The sequence below is a fragment of the Dyella soli genome, assembly GCF_054482295.1.
This window is the reverse complement of the sequence record NZ_JBTFFU010000001.1, coordinates 2,109,455-2,127,366: the sequence shown is the minus strand read 5'-3', so window position 1 is coordinate 2,127,366 and position 17,912 is coordinate 2,109,455. Positions and strand designations below refer to the sequence as shown.

The 17,912-nt window shown below is 62.4% G+C and carries 20 protein-coding genes; 16 read left to right on the top strand and 4 right to left on the bottom strand.

Translation table 11 applies throughout. The annotated features are described in order from the left end of the window. Positions 1–29: 29 nt before the first annotated feature. The 4 genes from ACXU4B_RS09805 to ACXU4B_RS09790 all read left to right on the top strand — a co-directional run bounded on the left by ACXU4B_RS09805 (position 30) and on the right by ACXU4B_RS09790 (position 3,057). Positions 30–944: a LysR family transcriptional regulator gene (locus tag ACXU4B_RS09805; protein WP_240734064.1), complete on the top strand. Its 915-nt coding sequence runs from the start codon at positions 30–32 to the stop codon at positions 942–944. A gap of 142 nt (positions 945–1,086) precedes the next feature. Next, the gene (locus ACXU4B_RS09800) at positions 1,087–1,518 is read left to right on the top strand and encodes a GNAT family N-acetyltransferase (RefSeq protein WP_240734063.1); all 432 of its coding nucleotides are present in this window, start codon (positions 1,087–1,089) and stop codon (positions 1,516–1,518) included. Positions 1,519–1,654: 136 nt separating this feature from the next. Then, the gene (locus ACXU4B_RS09795) at positions 1,655–2,086 is read left to right on the top strand and encodes a hypothetical protein (RefSeq protein WP_131410012.1); all 432 of its coding nucleotides are present in this window, start codon (positions 1,655–1,657) and stop codon (positions 2,084–2,086) included. Between the two features lie 356 nt (positions 2,087–2,442). Then, on the top strand, positions 2,443–3,057 hold the full coding sequence (locus ACXU4B_RS09790; protein ID WP_131410010.1) for a peroxiredoxin: 615 nt from the start codon (positions 2,443–2,445) through the stop codon (positions 3,055–3,057). Between the two features lie 109 nt (positions 3,058–3,166). Here the strand turns inward: ACXU4B_RS09790 and ACXU4B_RS09785 are convergent, their stop codons facing one another. Then, positions 3,167–3,640: a YehS family protein gene (locus tag ACXU4B_RS09785; protein ID WP_131410008.1), complete on the bottom strand. Its 474-nt coding sequence runs from the start codon at positions 3,638–3,640 to the stop codon at positions 3,167–3,169. A gap of 456 nt (positions 3,641–4,096) precedes the next feature. Between ACXU4B_RS09785 and ACXU4B_RS09780 the strand changes: the two genes are divergently transcribed. The 4 genes from ACXU4B_RS09780 (at position 4,097) to ACXU4B_RS09765 (ending at position 6,397) form a co-directional block, all read left to right on the top strand. Further along, a complete protein-coding gene (locus ACXU4B_RS09780) occupies positions 4,097–4,711 on the top strand; it encodes a cytochrome c oxidase assembly factor Coa1 family protein (protein ID WP_240734062.1) in 615 nt (204 codons plus the stop codon). A gap of 207 nt (positions 4,712–4,918) precedes the next feature. After that, a complete protein-coding gene (locus ACXU4B_RS09775) occupies positions 4,919–5,266 on the top strand; it encodes a DUF805 domain-containing protein (protein ID WP_131410006.1) in 348 nt (115 codons plus the stop codon). An 89-nt stretch (positions 5,267–5,355) separates the two neighbouring features. Next, on the top strand, positions 5,356–5,730 hold the full coding sequence (locus tag ACXU4B_RS09770; protein WP_131410004.1) for a hypothetical protein: 375 nt from the start codon (positions 5,356–5,358) through the stop codon (positions 5,728–5,730). A gap of 205 nt (positions 5,731–5,935) precedes the next feature. After that, positions 5,936–6,397, top strand: a complete 462-nt coding sequence (locus ACXU4B_RS09765) for a hypothetical protein (RefSeq protein WP_131410002.1) — start codon at positions 5,936–5,938, stop codon at positions 6,395–6,397. 147 nt (positions 6,398–6,544) lie between these two features. Here the strand turns inward: ACXU4B_RS09765 and ACXU4B_RS09760 are convergent, their stop codons facing one another. Further along, on the bottom strand, positions 6,545–7,621 hold the full coding sequence (locus ACXU4B_RS09760) for a radical SAM protein (RefSeq protein WP_131410000.1): 1,077 nt from the start codon (positions 7,619–7,621) through the stop codon (positions 6,545–6,547). Between the two features lie 782 nt (positions 7,622–8,403). Here ACXU4B_RS09760 and ACXU4B_RS09755 point away from each other — a divergent pair. Together ACXU4B_RS09755 and ACXU4B_RS09750 are read left to right on the top strand one after the other, a co-directional pair. Further along, on the top strand, positions 8,404–8,994 hold the full coding sequence (locus ACXU4B_RS09755; RefSeq protein ID WP_458910863.1) for a DUF5671 domain-containing protein: 591 nt from the start codon (positions 8,404–8,406) through the stop codon (positions 8,992–8,994). Then, positions 8,991–9,458 carry a hypothetical protein gene (locus tag ACXU4B_RS09750; RefSeq protein WP_131409997.1) on the top strand — a complete coding sequence of 156 codons (468 nt, stop codon included), beginning with the start codon at positions 8,991–8,993 and terminating at the stop codon, positions 9,456–9,458. Before ACXU4B_RS09755 ends, ACXU4B_RS09750 begins: the two co-directional genes overlap by 4 nt. A 112-nt stretch (positions 9,459–9,570) precedes the next feature. Here the strand turns inward: ACXU4B_RS09750 and ACXU4B_RS09745 are convergent, their stop codons facing one another. Then, positions 9,571–10,368: a carbonic anhydrase gene (locus tag ACXU4B_RS09745; RefSeq protein ID WP_131409995.1), complete on the bottom strand. Its 798-nt coding sequence runs from the start codon at positions 10,366–10,368 to the stop codon at positions 9,571–9,573. Between the two features lie 436 nt (positions 10,369–10,804). Between ACXU4B_RS09745 and ACXU4B_RS09740 the strand changes: the two genes are divergently transcribed. From ACXU4B_RS09740 to ACXU4B_RS09715, 6 genes are all read left to right on the top strand, one after another. Beyond that, positions 10,805–12,088: a M24 family metallopeptidase gene (locus tag ACXU4B_RS09740; RefSeq protein WP_131409993.1), complete on the top strand. Its 1,284-nt coding sequence runs from the start codon at positions 10,805–10,807 to the stop codon at positions 12,086–12,088. A gap of 171 nt (positions 12,089–12,259) precedes the next feature. Further along, positions 12,260–12,478 (top strand): hypothetical protein, encoded by a 219-nt coding sequence (locus ACXU4B_RS09735; RefSeq protein ID WP_131409991.1) that lies wholly within the window; start codon positions 12,260–12,262, stop codon positions 12,476–12,478. Positions 12,479–12,736: 258 nt separating this feature from the next. Further along, the gene (locus ACXU4B_RS09730) at positions 12,737–13,861 is read left to right on the top strand and encodes an acyltransferase family protein (protein WP_131409989.1); all 1,125 of its coding nucleotides are present in this window, start codon (positions 12,737–12,739) and stop codon (positions 13,859–13,861) included. 462 nt (positions 13,862–14,323) lie between these two features. Beyond that, positions 14,324–15,214, top strand: coding sequence for a class I SAM-dependent methyltransferase (locus tag ACXU4B_RS09725; RefSeq protein ID WP_131409987.1), 891 nt, complete (start codon positions 14,324–14,326; stop codon positions 15,212–15,214). Between the two features lie 366 nt (positions 15,215–15,580). Next, the gene (locus ACXU4B_RS09720) at positions 15,581–16,033 is read left to right on the top strand and encodes a fasciclin domain-containing protein (RefSeq protein WP_131409985.1); all 453 of its coding nucleotides are present in this window, start codon (positions 15,581–15,583) and stop codon (positions 16,031–16,033) included. A 573-nt stretch (positions 16,034–16,606) separates the two neighbouring features. Then, complete coding sequence (locus tag ACXU4B_RS09715) at positions 16,607–16,855, top strand: hypothetical protein (protein WP_131409983.1); 249 nt, start codon at positions 16,607–16,609, stop codon at positions 16,853–16,855. Between the two features lie 325 nt (positions 16,856–17,180). Here the strand turns inward: ACXU4B_RS09715 and ACXU4B_RS09710 are convergent, their stop codons facing one another. Further along, positions 17,181–17,813, bottom strand: coding sequence for a TetR/AcrR family transcriptional regulator (locus ACXU4B_RS09710; protein ID WP_131409981.1), 633 nt, complete (start codon positions 17,811–17,813; stop codon positions 17,181–17,183). Between the last annotated feature and the right edge of the window lie 99 nt (positions 17,814–17,912).

Genomic DNA, 17,912 nt, shown 5'->3' with positions numbered 1-17,912 from the left:
ATGAAAATGAAAGAAAATGCAGAAGTTCCATGCAAAAATGCATGGAGTGGTATTCGGGACCGCTGGCGCGGAAAGGTGACGGCATGGCGGCGATGGAATGGAGCGACCTGCGCGTGTTCCTGGCGATCGCCCGTGAAGGCACGCTGGGCGGCGCGGCCAGGAAGCTGGGCCAGAGCCAGCCGACCATGGGGCGGCGCCTGCGTGCGCTGGAAGAGTCCGTGGGACAGCGGCTGTTCCAGCGCACCAGCGAGGGCTTCGTGCTCACCGATGAAGGCGCCGCCGTGCGCCGGCACGCGGAGCAGATGGAAGAAGAAGCGCTGGCATTCCAGCGCGCGCTGGCCGGCCAGCAACAGCAACTCGAAGGCGTGTTGCGGATGACATCCTCGGACTGGTTTGCCGCGCACATGCTCACGCCTGTCATCGCCGAGTTCTCGCGTGCTCATCCGCAGGTCATCGTGGAGTTGATGACCGATACGCGTTTCCTCAGTCTCTCGCGACGCGAAGCCGACATGGCCTTCCGCATTCGCCCCTTCGACGAGCCGGACGTGGTGTCGCGCCGGCTGCTGCGCATGCCGTATGGCCTTTACGCGAAGAAAGGCGCCAGGCCTCCGCAGGTTGGCGACGGCATCGGCACCGGCCTGGTCATCATGGACGTGGCCTTCGGCGACATGCCGGATGTGGCGTGGCTGCAGCGCATATTGCCGCGGGCGCAGGTGGCGTTGCGCAGCAACGCGCGCGACGTCCAGGCGAGGGCGTGCGCCCTTGGTGTGGGCGTTGCCGTGCTGCCGCGGCCGCTGGGTGACGCGACGAAGGGACTGGCACGCATCGACCTCGGCGAGGATCCGCCATCGCGCGACACCTGGCTTGGCTATCACCGCGACCTGCGGCAACTTGGCCGCCTGCGCGCGTGGCTGGACCTGGTGACGGAACGCCTCGGCAGCTGAGTGCCCGCATCTGCGCGCCGATGCGCGTATTCACCGCCGCCCCGCGTCCGCTACGCTGCAGTCATCAGCGTGCACGGCCGGTTGCGCGAGGAAGAAGACCGGCTGGCGCATCGGGAAACGGGATCAGGAGGCAGCATCCATCGTGACGACGCAACTCTTTCACGCCGACACCGACGAGCAGATTGCAGCGACCTTCGACGTCATGCAGCAACTGCGCCCCCATCTCGAGCGGCCGCAGTACGGCGCGCTCATCCGCGGGCTGATGGCCAGCGACGGGCTGAGGCTGCTTGCGCTGGCGGACGGAGGCGTAGTCAGGGCAGTTGCGACGTATCGCATCATGAACATGCTCTATTGCGGACGGCTCATGTATATCGACGATCTCGTCGCCGACGAGCAGTCGCGTTCGCGCGGCTACGGTGCGCAACTGATCGCCAGGCTGAAGGAGGAGGCGAAGGCACTGGGTTGCACGGAACTGCAGCTGGTTTCCCGCGTCACCCGCGAGCAGGCCCACCGGTTCTACTTCCGCGAGGGCTTCGGCATCGAGTGTTTTCATTTCCGCGCCAGAGTCGAATGAGCCAGAACATGTCGGGCACCAGGATCGAGTGGGCCGTTCGCCTCGCGCACTGGTCGGGCTGATCGCCGGCCGCCGACATGGCCGACATGCAACCCCAGGATGAAAACAGGCCTTGCTGCCGGGGCGGACCGGCGGCATGCTCGATCCGCGCGCTTCCTATGCGGGGCGGGCAGGGCGGATTGCGGATCTTGTCCAGGCCGGGAGATGCTTCATGGCGAGCGACTCGGGTTCACCGATGCAAGCGCTGTTTGATCGCGGCGGCCTGCGGGCCATCTTCGACCACGCCAGGAATGTGGTGGTGGCAACGATCATCATCACGGCTGGGCTGGAAACGGCGAAGCGGGTCGATACCACCGACCTCATCGGCTTGCACAACCCCTTGTATGCCGGCTACGTGGTCGCCGGCGTGGGCTGCATTCTCGTCGTGCTGAACTTTATCGATGGACTGCGCAGGCTGGCACGCCTGCCATCGCATCGGTTGATGCAGATTGCACTGGGCATCGCCTATCTGTTCGTGTCGGTCCGCATCGTCCAGTTGGTCATCTTGCTGAGGTCGCTTTCCTGCTGAATGCCGCTACGGCCGCCCGCCGCCATGCCAGCGCAAGGACTTGCGGGCGACCGGGCAGGTTATCGGCAGCGGCGGCCCAGGTGGCTCCCGGACGCAACCTTTGCTCGCAGCGCGAGCACCCACCCCAGATCCTCCTGCAGCCCAGACCGACGTCGACGCCATCGCTCCAGTGCCTCATCATTGCCTGCGATACGGGCGCCACGACGCCCGACCGATGGCAGGCGCTCCAGGCGGCCTGCAGTCCGTCGCCTGGGCATCCGCCGTCGGTGGCTGGCGTTTCATCGCGAGTCCGGGTGGCGGGGCGAACAAGGTTTTCCGCACTGTCTCTTTCATTGGTATGACGAGGGTTACTGCTCATGAACAAACTTGTTAATCGCTCGCTGGCAACCGGTGCCTTGATCGCCGCGATGGCAATGGCGACTTCCGCGTCCGCTGCGATCAGCCAGGGCGCCACCGCACCCGACTTCACCGCCCAGGCCAGCCAGGCCGGCAAAGCCACCACCATCACGCTGGCCAAGGCGCTCAAGAGCGGACCCGTGATCGTGTACTTCTTTCCTTCCGCCTATACCGGTGGCTGCGATATCGAAGCGCATGCCTTCGCCACGGAAGCGGCGAAGTTCACCGCTGCCGGCGCGACGATCATCGGCGTGTCGGCCGACAGCATCCAGCGACTCAACGCCTTCTCGGCTGACCCGAACTACTGCGCCGGCAAATTTCCGGTAGCGTCCGACCCCGAAGGCAAGATCGCCGCTTCCTACGACCTGAAGATGTCGGCGGCCGAGCCCAATGCGACCGACGTGCGTGGCGCGGTCATCGACCACGGCTTCATTTCGCGCACGACCTTCGTCATCGGTCGCGACGGCAAGATCGCGGCGGTGTTCTCCTCGGAAGCGGACCACCTGCATCCGCAGGACCATGTCAGCAAGTCGCTTGCCATCGTCGAACAGTTGCAGTCCGCCAAGTCGCCCTGAGTGGCATGAGGCAACCGCGCGCGCCAGGTGGCAGGGCGGGCGCGGCCCTGCAGTGATGCAAGCATGAAGCGAGCGTGCCCGCCCTGGCAGGCGGGCACGCCCCGTGCGTTTAGTCGTTGGCGCGCACGCGCAGGGTCAGGCCCTTGAGGAAGTTGCGCAGCGCCTGGTCGCCGCAAAGGCGGAAATTCTTGTGGCCGGGCTGGCGAAACAGTGCGGTCAATTCGGGCTTGGAGATCGGGAAGCCGGCGTCCTCGAAAGCCTGGTGCATGTCGACATCCTTCAACTGGAAGGCGACGCGAAGCTTCTTCAGCACGACGTTGTTGGTGATGCGCTTCTCCACCGGTCGTGGCGGCAGGCTTTCGTCCTTGCCGCGATAGTGGAAGACCAGCCCGTCGAGAAAGTGCGCCAGCACCCGATTGCTGCACTCGACGTAGCCTTCGTCGTCTTCCTTCTTCAGGAAGGCCTGCACGTCCGACTTCTCGATCGGGAATTCGGCATCGGCGAGCTTGGTGATCTCGACTACCTTGATGTCGCTGAGATCGAGCATGTAGCGCACGCTGCGCAGTACGTCGTTGTTGATCATTGCCTGTCCTGTCATGCCGCGTCCGGAACATGGCGGACGCAACAGCTTCTCGTTGATGTCCTTCAGCATGGATAGCGACCGACAAGCGGTTCCGCGTCCAGCCAGCTGCGGCGTGGTCGGCCGGGCATCCATGGCACGGCTCCGTCTGGCGACAGCCACGCCGGTGCTTCGAGGGGATGTGCTGGATCCCCGGGCTGGCCGCTCCCGAGTTTAGTCCGGCCACGGCGAGAAGTCCGCTATTCAGCCTCGGCGTACGCGGATTGCCTGGCCGCCTGCACATCGAGCAGGCCTTCCGGGCGCAAGCCAGCCTGGCGCCCAGGCACGGTTGCAGGACCGGCGCATGTGGGCAAGCAAGGCGCGGCCCATGGATCGCGCATGGGGCCACATGCATACTGCGAGCAGGCATCGCGAGTACGCGTTTAGTTTGTATCGCCGTGACGGCTCCAGGGGGAAAACATGACGGGAACGATGGAAAACACATCCGGGGGTGGTTCCAGGGCGATCGTGCCAGCCGAGATTGATCGCTGGAACTGGGGTGCCTTTCTCCTTACCTGGATCTGGGGCATAGGCAATAGCACCTTCATCGCCTTTCTCATGTTCGTGCCCCTCGTCAATCTCGTGATGTGGTTCGTGCTCGGGGTCAAGGGCAGTGCCTGGGCCTGGCAAAACAAGCACTGGGAAAGCGTCGAAGACTTCAAGGTCGCGCAACGAAAGTGGGCCATGTGGGGAGCTGTCGTTCCGGTTCTGTTCGTCCTCCTGTTTGGCGGCACTTTCTGGACCGTTGCGAGCACCATGAAGAACTCCGACGCCTACAAGCTCGCCGTCGGCGAGTTGCAAGTCAGTCCCGGGGCAACCCAAGTGCTTGGCGCGCCGATCAAGACGGGGATTCCCATGGGAAGCATCCAGATATCAGGGCCCGATGGAAAGGCCAGCCTCGCTTTCAGTGCCGAGGGTCCCAAGGGCAAGGGCACGGTGTATGTCATGGCGGCGGAAACGATGGGCCAATGGCGATTGGACCAGGCCGTGTTCGAGGATGCGGCCACGAAGCGACGTATCGATCTCCGCGAGTAGCATCAACGATCGGCAGCGACTTGTTCCTGTCTGCGTGAGATATGTCTGCCGTCGACGCGGGGCGCACACTTCGTGCTGGATCTTCGTGTGGAACGATCCGGTGGTGTGTCGCAACTTGCGCACAAAAATCCGATCCATGCATACTGGATTGGCCGGGCCTCTGCCTTGGAGGTCCATGGCCACACATTCAACAGGGGATGGAAACACATGGAATGGTATCTGGGAGTACTCAAGAAGTACGCCGAGTTCAATGGTCGTGCCCGCCGCAAGGAATACTGGATGTTCGTGTTGTTCAACATGATCATCTGCTTCGCCCTTGGCTTCATCTCGGGGCTGGCTGGTTCACGATCAGGGCCGAACCTGCTGGTCAATATTTACCAATTGGCAGTCCTGATCCCCAGCATTGCAGTGGGCGTGCGACGCATGCATGACACTGACCATAGTGGGTGGTGGATCATTGTTCCGTTCGTCAATCTCGTTTTTGCGTGCACGGAAGGAACCTCCGGCGAAAACCGCTTTGGTTCCAACCCGAAGATGACTGCGCAACCTGCGTGATTGACGGGCGCCAATGTTTTTGGCGCGACGCTAGGCTCATCGCCCGCCGCGGCGATGAGCATCACGCCACCAGGACATCAGGCGCCTGCATGACCTCTCGCGTGTTGGTATCCGCAGTCTTGGCCGTTGCGCTGCTCCTGGGGTCCGGTTGTGCCCTGAAGAGAGAAGCTGACGCTCAGTTTGGCGATCAGAATTTCAAGACAGCTGTCGCGCTTGTCGAGCTTTATAAAGCACGCCATGGGTATTACCCCGAGTCACTGAGCGGTCTCACCTTCATCGGAAAATGGGACGTCTTGGCACTCAACTCGGTGGAATACAAGCGCGTCGACAACGGCTATGAGCTGGACATCGTGCGAGGTTGGGTAGGCCAACCAGAACTTTCCTATCCGCCGGATTTCTGGCGAGGACTTGGGTTGGTCTCCTCGAACGTTGCAGGTGCACCACGTCGCGCGACGCACCCCTAGCCGGCATCGCCAACGGCATGCGACAGACCGGGACCACCGACGCCACCGAGTCGGCTATTTCCGGGATGAGCTTCGTTTCCGGGAAAGCAGATAAAGTGCGATGCCCGGGCCTGGCAGCCGGGTTGGTACGGTGGCATCCCGGAGGGGGCATGTCATTGGGCCCGACGGGCCGTCCATCAGATAGCCAAGCATTGCAGGGGGAAGAATGTCGGACCAGACGTATATCGCTTCGCCGGCGGGACTGAAAGAAGCTGCATCACCCACGATCGCTCTCTACTCGCCCACGCAGGCGTCTGCCGGGGCATTCCTGGGTGGCCCGGTCGGGCTTATCTATTTCCTGTATCGAAACTTCGCGGCGCTTGGAAAGAAGTCCGAAGCACGCATGACCCTGATACTCGGCGCCGTGCTTGTCGTGGCACTGTGGGTGGTCCTGCCAATCCTTCCGCAAAAGATGTCTGGTGTTCCCTTCACCGTGGCGTACATGGTCATCGCCAGGCAGGTGGCAGAGAAGTATCAACTCACCAAGCAGGTCATCGCCTCGTCAAGCCAATACACCTTCCAGTCCAGCTGGAACGTCGTTGGTATGGGTGTGCTCTGCGTGCTCGGCTCCGTCGTGCTGATCCTCGGACCTTTCGTCGTGTTGTACGCGACCGGGGTGCTGAAGTAACGATTGCACCGTGCGCAACCGGGTGTGTTGCGCGCGGGCCCTGTTTCCGCCCCAAAGACTTGCCGACGGTGGTGGTTTCTACCTGTGGTACGACCCAGGCCGACATGGTGACGGTTCCAACGGCGCGCCCAGGCGGTGGGGCCGGTGCTAAGTGCCAAAACCGCCGCAGCACCGGCTGCAGGCGGGCAGAAGGCCTCCGGCCTCGGCGAGTGTTGTCCGCAGCGCTTCTATGCTCGAGTGTTTCCAGATGCCTTCAAGGCCGGCGTCGCGGATATTGGCGATCGGAAACCGATAGCACCGTCCATGAACAGGCACAGACTCGCCGTCAGCATCGACCATCAGGATGCGAAAGGCGTCGTGGCAACGGCGGCCAATGAATTGCGCGGGGTGGTGATAATAGATGTCGAGGTCGGCCTCGCTCGTGCGATCAGGGTGGATCGTGACGGCGAACGGCCAGGTCGCCGCCCTGATGTCGGCCAGCTCGTCGGCCAGGCGAGCGACGTCGATCGTCGTCGGATCGGATTCGAAGCTGTTCGAGGCCGTCGCAGGATAGGTCGCGCCATAGAGCGCATTGTGTTCATTGGCCAGTGCCGGCGTCACGAAGTTGTTGTGGATCAGCCCAACCTGTTTCAGTGGCAGATCACTCATGTCGGCAAGGAAGGTCTTGAGGTGCCCGACGTTGTATTCGCTGATCGTGCAGAAGACGGAGATTTCGGGCGCGCCCTCCAGCGCCGCTACGGCACGGATCCCCTCCACGGCCCGCGCAAAGCTGCCGACATGGCGCCGGATGCGATCATGCAGGGCCGCCGGACCATCGAGCGAGACGAACAGGCTGCGGCAGCGGCCCGACGCAAACTCGGCTGCCCGCTTTGGCAGCAGCAGGCCATTGGTGGTGACGGTCGCATGCAAGCCCAGCCCAGACGCATAGGCCAGCGCGTCGCCGAGCGGCCGCCAGGCGAGCGGCTCGGTGAAGGCGAAGCCCAGGTGTGCCTCGGGGCAGAAGGCCGCCATGTCATCGGCGATGAGTTGAAACAGCTTCCACGGCATGACCCGCGTCCGTGCACCCATCAGATTTGCGCCGAAGTTGGTCTCGGCATTGCCGGTGCCAACGTCACACATGACGCAACGCAGGTTGCAGAAATTGTTTACCCCGAGAACGACGTGCCTGGGCCGCGGTCCCGCCGTGAGGCGTTCTTCGAGAGCTGGCTGGCTGAGTGCGAGCATGGTGGGTGGATTTCCTCTGGCGATCGCGTTTGCTTCTTTCGGCTCCAGCTCGAGGCATAAACAAGCCTGCGCCCGGTGTTAGTGCCGTATGGGGGCCATATGGTTTACGGCCGCCGTCGGGGCGAGGGCCTGTCACGTAGCTGCCACACCGCTGATCCACCGATGAAAGGGCGAGTTCGTGGCAGCGGGGAACTGCAAGATCCTGCGGTGCGCCGATCCAGCGGCGACGCCGGCCGGACAAAAACGCCCCGTTCGCCCTGCAGGTCGGGCCATACCCTTCCGATACCACCTGGTCCGGCTGACCCGCCGGCGCAGCGCGCCTCGGCAGACGTGGCTTTCCGGTGTGGGTCATGGTTTCGCTCCGGGGGCCCGCAGGCGAATTCGCCCGCCAGGTGCTGGCTGATCGACGACCAAGGGATGGACTTCGAAGCGGCCGTCCTGATACTTCGAAATCCCATGGTCATTCCAGGTGACGTCGACGCGTCGAATACGCCAGGCTGGCCTTACCCGATGCCCGGGCTTTCTCTCGATGCCGTTCGTCAGATGGTGTACGACCCCGACGGATACAGGCCATTTGACGTCCGCTTTCAGCCCGCAGCAGTCCATGAGATCCACGGCGTTGAACGCAAGGGCGCAGGCCCGGCACCCGATGGTCGCCACAGAACGCAGCTTGCGTAGCCCGTATCAACAGGTATCTTTGGTTTCATCGTGCTTGACCACCAACAGGGGAAGTTATGGCTAGCAGCACAGAGGACCTGGAACGGTTCGTGCGGAGCGCGCTCATGCGTGGCTGCTCCAGGCAGAGCGTCGACAAGGCGCTTATGGATGCGGGCTGGGCGCCGGAGCAGGTGCGCACTGCCTTGTGCAGTTTTGCCGAGGTGGAATTCGCCGTACCCGTGCCCCGGCCGCGGCCCTACTTGTCGGCGCGGGACGCGTTCGTCTATCTCGTGCTGTTCACGACGCTGTACCTGAGCGTCTACCACTTCGGCAGCCTGCTGTTTGAGCTGATCAACCGCAGCTTTCCGGACGTGGCCACTCCTTACGGCAATGGCGTTGCGCGAAGCATCCGCTGGTCGGTGGCCTCGATCCTGATTGCTTTCCCGGTTTTCCTGTGGCTGTCCGCGAGGATTCGGGGCGAGGTAAGCCGCCAGCCCGTGAAACGGCAGTCCGCCGTGCGCCGATGGTTGACCTATCTCACCCTCTTCGTTGCCGCCGTGGTGCTTATCTGTGACCTGATCACCCTGGTCGATGGCGTGCTTGGCGGGGAAATCACCGTTCGCTTCGTGCTCAAGGTCGCCGTCGCCGCCGTCATTGCCTGTACCGTCTTCGGCTACTACCTGTGGGATTTGCGTGCCGACGAGCGTGTTGCATGACGGCCCGCACCGGCGTGCGAATCCTTGCCGTCGCGGCTTCCATCGGCATGGCGGCTGCCATTCTCGCGGGCCTCCTTGTGCTCGGCTCGCCCATGCATCAACGTGCGCTGCGACTGGACTCGCGCAGGGTGTCCGACCTGAGCGTGATCTCGTTGCAGATCACCGAGTACTGGTCGCAACACAAGGCCCTGCCGCCTGACCTGGCATCGCTGGGTATGGCACGCAACCTCACCGGCGACCCGGTGAGCGGGGCAGCCTACGAGTACGCCGTCATCGGGGCCGAAAAGTACCGCTTGTGCGCGAGCTTCGATGCCGCCTCCGAACCATCGGGACGGTCTTCGGGCGCCTATATCCCGGCGGGCTCTGCGCTTCGCTGGGACCATCCGGCCGGGAAGCATTGTTATGAGCTTGGCGCGAAGCATGGCAGTGCGGTGGCGGAACAGATGACCAGCATGGGGCCGTAGGGAAGCGGCGTTGCCGTTGCGGTGACCTCGCCGCGGGCTTCCCGCCTCGCGGAATGCTCCTGGTTCAGAACGAGAGCCCGGGCGCCAGGCGCATCAGGACGCTTGGCGCCACTCACTCCGTCTCGTCATCAACCTCCCGGCCATTCGCCTTTTGCAGTGGGCGATGGTTGTCGGGGAAGATTTTCGAGAACGAGTGGATCTGGTCCTGGGACATCTGGATGGGATGCGAAAGCACGATCCAGCGCACGCCTTCCGAACATGGCGGCGTCGTCAGCGAGCCGCTGTAGACATAGGCCTCATGATTCCTGGGAAGCACGGAGGCAAGGTCCACCGACACGGAGGGCTTGCTCTCGGTGGCCGCTTTCTCCCCGGAGGCAGGAAGGTGGCTGAACAGCGCAGCGAGGCTGTCGTTCTTCTTGCCAAGCTCGACCAGGACGCCCACGACGACGATCTTCTTCCGGTCATTCTGATTGACGAAGTGGATCTCCAGCGGAAAGCGCTTGCCGTCGGTGGTGTGCTCGCTCGGCGTGTGGAAGTGGAACTGGGCCAGCCGATAGGTGTCGCCATCGAAGGCCACGGTGTCCTTGGGATCGCTCACATTGGCCTGTTCCGTATGCCCGTTGTTCACGACGGAAACGGTGCCTTTCTCGTAGTCGATATGGAACTCGCCCGCCTTGCCGGCCTTGGCAGTGCTCGACACGAGGTCGATGGGCGACTGGGTCGCGCCTGTCGCGCAGGCGGAGAACGCCGGGTCCATGGTTGACCAGTGCGTGGGACCGGTGTCACCCGAATAGGACCAGTGCGGAGCCGCCGCATGGTCCGCCGCTGAGGGCAGGGGCAAAACGCTGATGGATACTGCCGCGACCGCCATCGCAGTCAATGCAGCCATGGACCATTGGGAAGTGCGCATGAGCTTTCCTCACGACTTTGCGTTTCGTTGGTCGGGTACCGGCCGTATCGACCTTGTCGTCAATCGGTGGTGATGCCGCCGGGATCGAGGTGCCGCCGATCCAGCCTTGCTTTCCGGCAGGCAACCGGCTCGCCATACGATTCTCGCGCCTGGTCCTTCGCGTCCCTGTGAAGAGCCGGCGGGTCGCAAGCTCCACGGTGCGGGCATTGGCCGCCCGGGCGTCCGACCGTGGCGGTGACCATTCGATGAGACCGGCCACCAATCCCTTGGCAACTTGAGATGTCCCTCGTGGCGCCCCTTGGGGCGATGACAGCAGGGCGCCGGACGAGATCGTGGTGATGATGCAACTGCCATTCGGCACCATGGCGGGCAGTAGTCGCGTCGCCGACTCCGGCCCCATACTGCGAAGCATCCTTGCCATCGGTCCGGAGTCTTCATGCGTCGTCGCGACTTCCTCACTGGAGCTGTAGCCGCCACGGCCGCCGCGTCCACGGCCCTCATGCTGGCCGGCCGCTCGGCGCAGGCCGCACCGGCCGCGGCCACCGCGCCGAATGGGCTGGCCGGATTGACCTCGATGACGACCGGCGCCAAGCCGATTCCGGTGGAAGAGCGCATGGCGCGGATCGCCAGGCTGCAACGGCTGATGGTCGAGCAGAAGATCGGCGCCCTGATCCTGGAGTCGGGCTCGAGCCTGGACTACTTCACCGGCGTGCAGTGGCATCGCTCGGAGCGTGCGACGGCCGCCGTGATTCCGGCGCGAGGTGACATCGTCGTCGTGACCCCGGCCTTCGAAGAACCCTCGATCCGCGAGACCCTGGCGGTGCGTGGCGACGTGCGGCCCTGGAATGAGCACGAGAGCCCGTTCGCCCGCCTGGTTGGCGCGCTTCGCGACCGCGGCGTGACCTCCGGCCCGATCGCCTTCGAAGCGACCACGCGATTGTTCATCGTCGACGGCGTACGCGACGCAAGCGCAGGGGCGTACAACGTGGTGTCCGGCGACGCCCTGGTCAAAGCGGTTCGCCTGATCAAGTCGCCGGCCGAACTCGCGCTGATGCAGACCGCCAACGACGTCACCCTGGCGGCGCTGCGCTACGTCCACGCCAACGTCCGCCCCGGCATGCGCCCCGGCGAGATTGCCGACATGATGAATGCCGCCACCATGGCCCTGGGTGGCGCGCCGGAATTCGCCCTCGTGTTGATCAACGAGGCCAGCGCCTATCCGCACGGCTCGCGCCAGGCACAGACCCTGCACGAGGGTTCGGTGATCCTGATGGACGTAGGCTGCGCCGTGCATGGCTATCAATCGGACATCTCGCGCACCTGGGTGATGGGCCAGCCGACCGCGAAACAGCGCAAGGTCTGGGATACCGTCAAGAAGGGCCAGGAGATCGCGCTGGCCACCGCCAGGCTGGGTACCCCGGTGGGTGCGATCGACGACGCCGTGCGCGCCTACTACGAAAAGGAAGGCTGGGGCCCTGGCTACAAGCTGCCGGGTCTCCCCCATCGCACCGGCCACGGCATCGGCCTGGACGGCCATGAGTCGCCCTACCTCGTGCATGGCGACGCCACGCCGCTGGCAGTTGGCATGTGCTTTTCCGACGAACCGGGCATCTACATTCCCGGCGAATTCGGCATCCGCCTGGAAGACTGCTGGCACATGACCGAGACCGGCCCGAAACTCTTCACCGAACTCGCGCGGTCGATCGACGACCCGATCTGATCGGTTCCGCGGTTATGGAAGTGGTGGACTGGTCGCTGTCGACGTAGGGGCCGCCTGCGCCCCGCAGCGGACCCTTCGCGTCGAAGTACGAGGTTCAGCTATCACTCGTCAGAACCTTCGTCCGCTCCGCTCGAACGATAGGCCCTGGCAACAGTCAACCTGGGAATAGCGATGCTCGAAGGAAATCGTCAGCGTGTCCAAAACCTGAGCGGCGGCGAAATTTGGATGTTCATCGTCGCGAGAGTCCTGCTTGGCTTTGCGGCCGGCGTGTTGGTGACCCGCTATTTTCCGGCCGTGGCTTTGTATCTTGCATGGCCTGCACTCGTTGGCGGTGCGCTTTTGTTTACGCTGGCCGCCAAGGGGTTGTTGCGGATTCAGCCGCCTGACTAATCATTCAAACGGCCCGCGAGCGCCGCATAGCCAGGTCTTCGAGCGTCCGCTTTCGACCCGAACGGACGCAAGCCGAGACTGCAAGGGGACAACAATCTCCATCACTGAGGCCTCTGGCCCTCATGGTTAGATATCGAGCTGATTGACTCTGGTCGGTGGTAGCTGCTTTGGCGCGAGCTATGTAGAGGATTCTCCGCGAGGCAGAGGCAGTTCACCGCGAGGTAAACTCTGTCGACGTGGGCAAAATGAAGACGTTGGATGAAGGGACTATTTCGAGTACGGACACTCACCGATGCAATGAGCCAGGAGCAGGACAACTTCCTGCTACTTCGCCTGGTGGCAGCCAGCTTGGTGATCTATGGGCACGGCCCGGCGATCAGTGGTGACACGACACACCCTGATCTGTTCACTTGGCTCGGCTGGGGCATCTATTCGGGCGACCTCGCGGTCAACGCCTTCTTTGTCATCAGCGGCTTCATGATCACCGGTAGCTATCTTCGCCGCCGTCATCTTCCCGGTTTCCTGTGGGCGCGCTTTCTGCGCATCTACCCCGCCTATGCGTTCTGCCTGTTGGGTTCAGCCTTTTTGCTTGGCGCGGCCTTCACCGAACTCCCGCTGCGGGATTACCTGCACGCCCCTCAGGTCATGCACTACGTCGCGAAGAATCTTGAGCTTGGGAGGTATCTTGCTTACCACCTTCCTGGCGTGTTCACCGGAAACCCGATGGATGGTGCGGTCAACGGTTCGATCTGGACCTTGCCCGCTGAGGTTCGAATGTATCTGTGGGTTGCGATCGCGGGTTCTCTGGGAATCCTTGGTCGCAGGTACCTGGCGATCACTCTGATCGTGGCGCTGTTTGTCTGGGGCCTGCTACGGCCTTCCAACATCCCACTGGTTCCGCTTCCGGACTTTATCCATCTGGCCGCGTACTTTGCCGTAGGCGCCTTCTGCTTCGTCAATCGCCAGTGGGTACCAGTAGGTTGGCCCGTCGCATTGGTGGCTATTGCCCTGGCCTGGCTCCTGCGAGACAGCCAACTTTACCCATTTGCCATGGGGGCGGCGTTGGTCAGCTTTGTATTTGCATTTGCCTACGCCATTCCGTGGCACGGCTACAATCGCTTCGACGACTATTCGTATGGGGTATACCTTTGGGGATTTCCCATCCAGCAGGCTGTGGCGCATCAATGGCCTGGCATGTCGTCACCAGCAAATGCTCTCATCTCGTGGCCCATGGCTTGTCTCCTGGCCATGTTCTCGTGGCACGTCGTCGAAAAGCCAGCCCTCTCACTCAAATCGCTTCCGCGCAAAATTTATTTGCGCGTTAAACCAACGGCGCATCGGGAAATACGCGGCGTTGCCGCCGATGGAAGGGGGACAATGTAACCCGAGCGCCGAGACCGTCCGTAGGCGAGCAAGCCGTGACCTGGCATGGCGCCGATCAAGGCCCGCACTTTGGCTGACGCGTTCCTGCACCGGTGTTTAACCCGACCGGAGTCCGCATCAATGTCCGCCTTCGACCCGGAGCGGACACCGACCTTGCCCGAGAATCACCAGGCCGAGGTGGAAGAGGCACAAGTGGCATTGAATTGTCCGGCGACGCCCGTGGTAACGCCATCGACTCACGTCCATTGCAGAATTATTGCCAACGACGACCCGCGGCCTGCCGAATGCAGCACGCGCTACCAGAGCACCATCGCGAGATTCGCCACCCCATGGATACGCTTGGATCAAACCGTGTCTGCCACTGCGTGCACCTGTATGCACAAGCGACCAGTGTGAGTGGCGTATCGCCATGAATTATCATCTGGAAGGATCTACAACCAAGGAGCGAAGGTGCTGACAAGAATGATGCGGCTGCGGCGATGGGCGCAGGATGTGCTACAGGAGGGGGCCGGGCTGGACGTGACGCGTTCCAGTTTCTACTCGCCGATTGTCGATCGCGCCGAAGTCAGGGACCGCGCGATTAGCGTGTGGTCACCGCAGACGCAGTCGCCAACCGACATGCCCGGGCTGGATTTTCGACCCGACCATCAGGCGACATTGCTCGCCGGACCGTTGGGAGGCTACATGCGCGAGTGTCGATTCGCCCCCGATGCGCCAGCTGACGGCACAGCCGGGTATTACCCTAACAACGGCCAGTTCGGCGAGATGGACGCGCGCATGCTGACCGGTATGCTTCGGCACTATGCGCCGCGAAGAGTCGTCGAAGTGGGCTCGGGCTTTTCCACGATCGTCATGAACGATGTGGTGGCCAGCCACTTTCGCGGCGCGATGAGCGTGACGGCCATCGAACCGTTCCCGCGCCCGTTTTTGGCGACGCTTCCCCACGTCCAACTCGTCCAGAGCAAGGTTCAGGACGTCGGGATGGCCACCTTCGAGCAGCTCGAGTCCGGCGACGTGCTATTCATCGACTCGTCGCACGTCAGCAAGACCGGTTCAGACGTGAATCACCTGTTCTTCCATGTGCTTCCTCGCCTTCGACCGGGCGTCTTGATCCACATCCATGACATCTGGCTTCCGCTCGAATACCCAGAGCAGTGGGTGCTCACAGAAGCGCGCAGCTGGAACGAACAGTATGTGCTTCGGGCGCTGCTTACGGGCTCGCACCTTTACGACGTAGAACTGGCAGGCATATATTTGAGCCACTTCCAGCGTCCGCTCCTGGAAGCCACGCTCGGTGACGTCTCCGCCACGATTGGAGTGGGATCGAGTTTCTGGATCCGGAAAGTCGGCTGACCCACCAGCGGACCTCCAGCGAGCGCAATTCTTCCGGGTCACCATCGATAGGCCGACAATGTCCGTTTCCGACCTGGAGCGGACATTCCACGAAGCGCGAAGTCGATGTAGCCAATGGCCGGCGGCATCGGCAAGGCTCGAACTATCGTTGGACCATGATTGCGCGCGGTCACCACATAACCCTTACGTAACTACTACACGCGCATCCTGCATGGGCGCCAGGATAGAAAGTCTCCTCCTTGGCAGGCGTCTCAGCCACGCGGTCCTCTCCCTAACGCCCTCTGAGTATTTCTCCGATCTGTATCGGAGTTTCGGCTTCGTCCGCTCTGGATCCGCCTTGCGGATCTCCACTGAAGGCAAATACTCATGTCCAACAACGATTCCAACGTTTCTCGCGTTAGCAGCAAGAACCTCGTCGACACAGCCGCCGCCAATGGAAGCTTCCATACCCTTGGAAAAGCCCTTGAAGCAGCAGAACTCACCAACGTCCTGAAAGGCACGGGGCCTTACACCGTCTTTGCACCGACGGACGAGGCTTTCGAGAAGCTGCCCAAGGACACGCTGGCCAACTGGCTCAAGCCGGAAAACAAGGCGGAGTTGATTTCCGTGCTGAAGTATCACGTCCTGCCGGGCCGCGCGTCGGCCGTGGACGTCGAGAAGCTCACTACGCCGAAGATGATGCAAGGTCAGACGGCGACGATCACCAAGGATGGCGACAAGCTCCGCATTGGCGGGGCCACCATTACCAAGTCGGATATCGCATCGAGCAATGGCATCATCCATGCGATTGACGCGGTGAATGTGCCAACCAAGCAGTAAGCTGCCCAGGTTTGTGGTGGGGCCAGCTCCACCACATTACCTGCTGGAACACCTGCCTGGATTTGCGTCCGCGATCTTGCACGCATCGAATGCGGCGGCGAGTTCGGTCACTGTCTCCGCTGGATAGGCGGAACTTGAAGCTGATCCACCGAGGCCACAAGTCGCCTGGCCTCATTCGCACGGCGCCAACCCCAAAGGTAACGCTCATGGCTGGCCAATTTCGCTATCAGTCCAAACCGTCCCGGTTTTCCAGGCTCACCCGATACGTCGTTGATCTGTTCGATTACATGTTCGGCGAGCCGTACACGCGGCTTTCTCCTGTGATGTCTCGAAGGCAGCAACTTGCCACGGCAATGGAAGCTGCACGAAGACTCAGGCGAGGCGGCGGGCGATGATGCTCGGTGCCCTCGCCAGGTTCGGGTATTTTTTCCGACCCTTCCGGCGAGGGGCCTATAAGCACGCACCGTCTATCGAAGAGCTGTACGTCTTGCGGAAGAGCAGGACGTTGCAGGTGAACGGTCTATGCAAGCGGCTCCTTCGCACCGTTCTGAAAGCAAGGGCAGGATAGCGGGCATGGCCCTCACGCGAGCTCAGCTTGTCGACGCATTCCTGTCTTTGGATGCAGAACTGCGTGGGCTCGAGACAGGCGGATTGTCCGAGGACGCGTCTCAGTTGGCGTTTGAGCGCATGGTCAACAAGTCAACGGGTACCGTTCGACCGCAAGATCGCCTGTGGTGGTGGGGCCAGCTGTATGCGGCCATGGACCAGCAGGCAGTTCGAGTCAAGCGCATGGCGGGACTGACTCATGAACTCGAATCCTGATCCGACCCACGAAGGCCAGTTGCGCTATCCGGCGACACGCGGATTCTTTGATATTGCCGTGTTCTTCGTGATGCGCAGAGGGCAGACGCGATGGGTATCCTGTCGATGCAGGTCGGGGTGCAGCCAACCTTGCATGGGCCGGTGCGGCTGCCAAGCCTGCGCCTGGCGCTCTGCGGCAGAGGGACCGGAGCGCAAGAGTTACTTCGTGAATGCTGGAGTGCCGTAACGTCCGCTTCCGACCCAAAGCGGACATAAAATACCTTGGCATGGCATTACTTCACGAACTTCACAGTGGAAAATGCCGGCGGCCGTGCCGTTGCCGCGCTCAGGGCTGCTGAGGGCGTGCGCCAATTCCGCGCAAAATACGTTGCACAATCTCAGCGCCTACGCGCTCGACTTCGCCCTGCGCCGGAGCTACGTTGCCGACCCGTAGCGCTGCCGCACCGTGCACAGTGCTCCAGGTGAACAACAGGTCTCCGGGCGACGGCGGAGCCACCATTAGGCCGGCTTCGTGCAGGCCCTGCAATGCCGCCGGCAGATATGAATAACTAGTCGGTTTGCCCGTGCGCAAAGCCTCGGCGCGGGCCTGGACGGCATGCGTACCAAAGATCAAGCGCCACATCGCAGGCTGTTCGTCGGCAAAGCGCAGGTACGCCACGCCCAGGCGGTGCAGGCGCGCAATCGCCTCCTGGGCATCTGCTGGTGGCGAGTGAAGATCGAATGTCTCAGCAAAACGTTGCTGGAGCTGGGCGATGCCGATGGCAGCCAGCTCGGCTAGCAAAGCATCGCGGCTGGCGAAGTGCCGGTATACAGCAGCGCCACTGACCCCCAGTCCGGAGGCTAGCTCCCGGAGAGAGATGTGCTCGATGTCTGCAGCCTTCGCCGCAGCCTCAAGCAGGGCTCGTCGCAGGTCGCCGTGGTGATAGCGCCCACCGGCGGACTCGGGGGGTTTATTCATAGGTCCATGTTAACACTGTTGACATTGGTGGTTTTGGGGTCTAAGTTAACGCCTATAACATCGCTTCGGTTGTCGGGGCGACCCGTGGGCTCCGCAGCA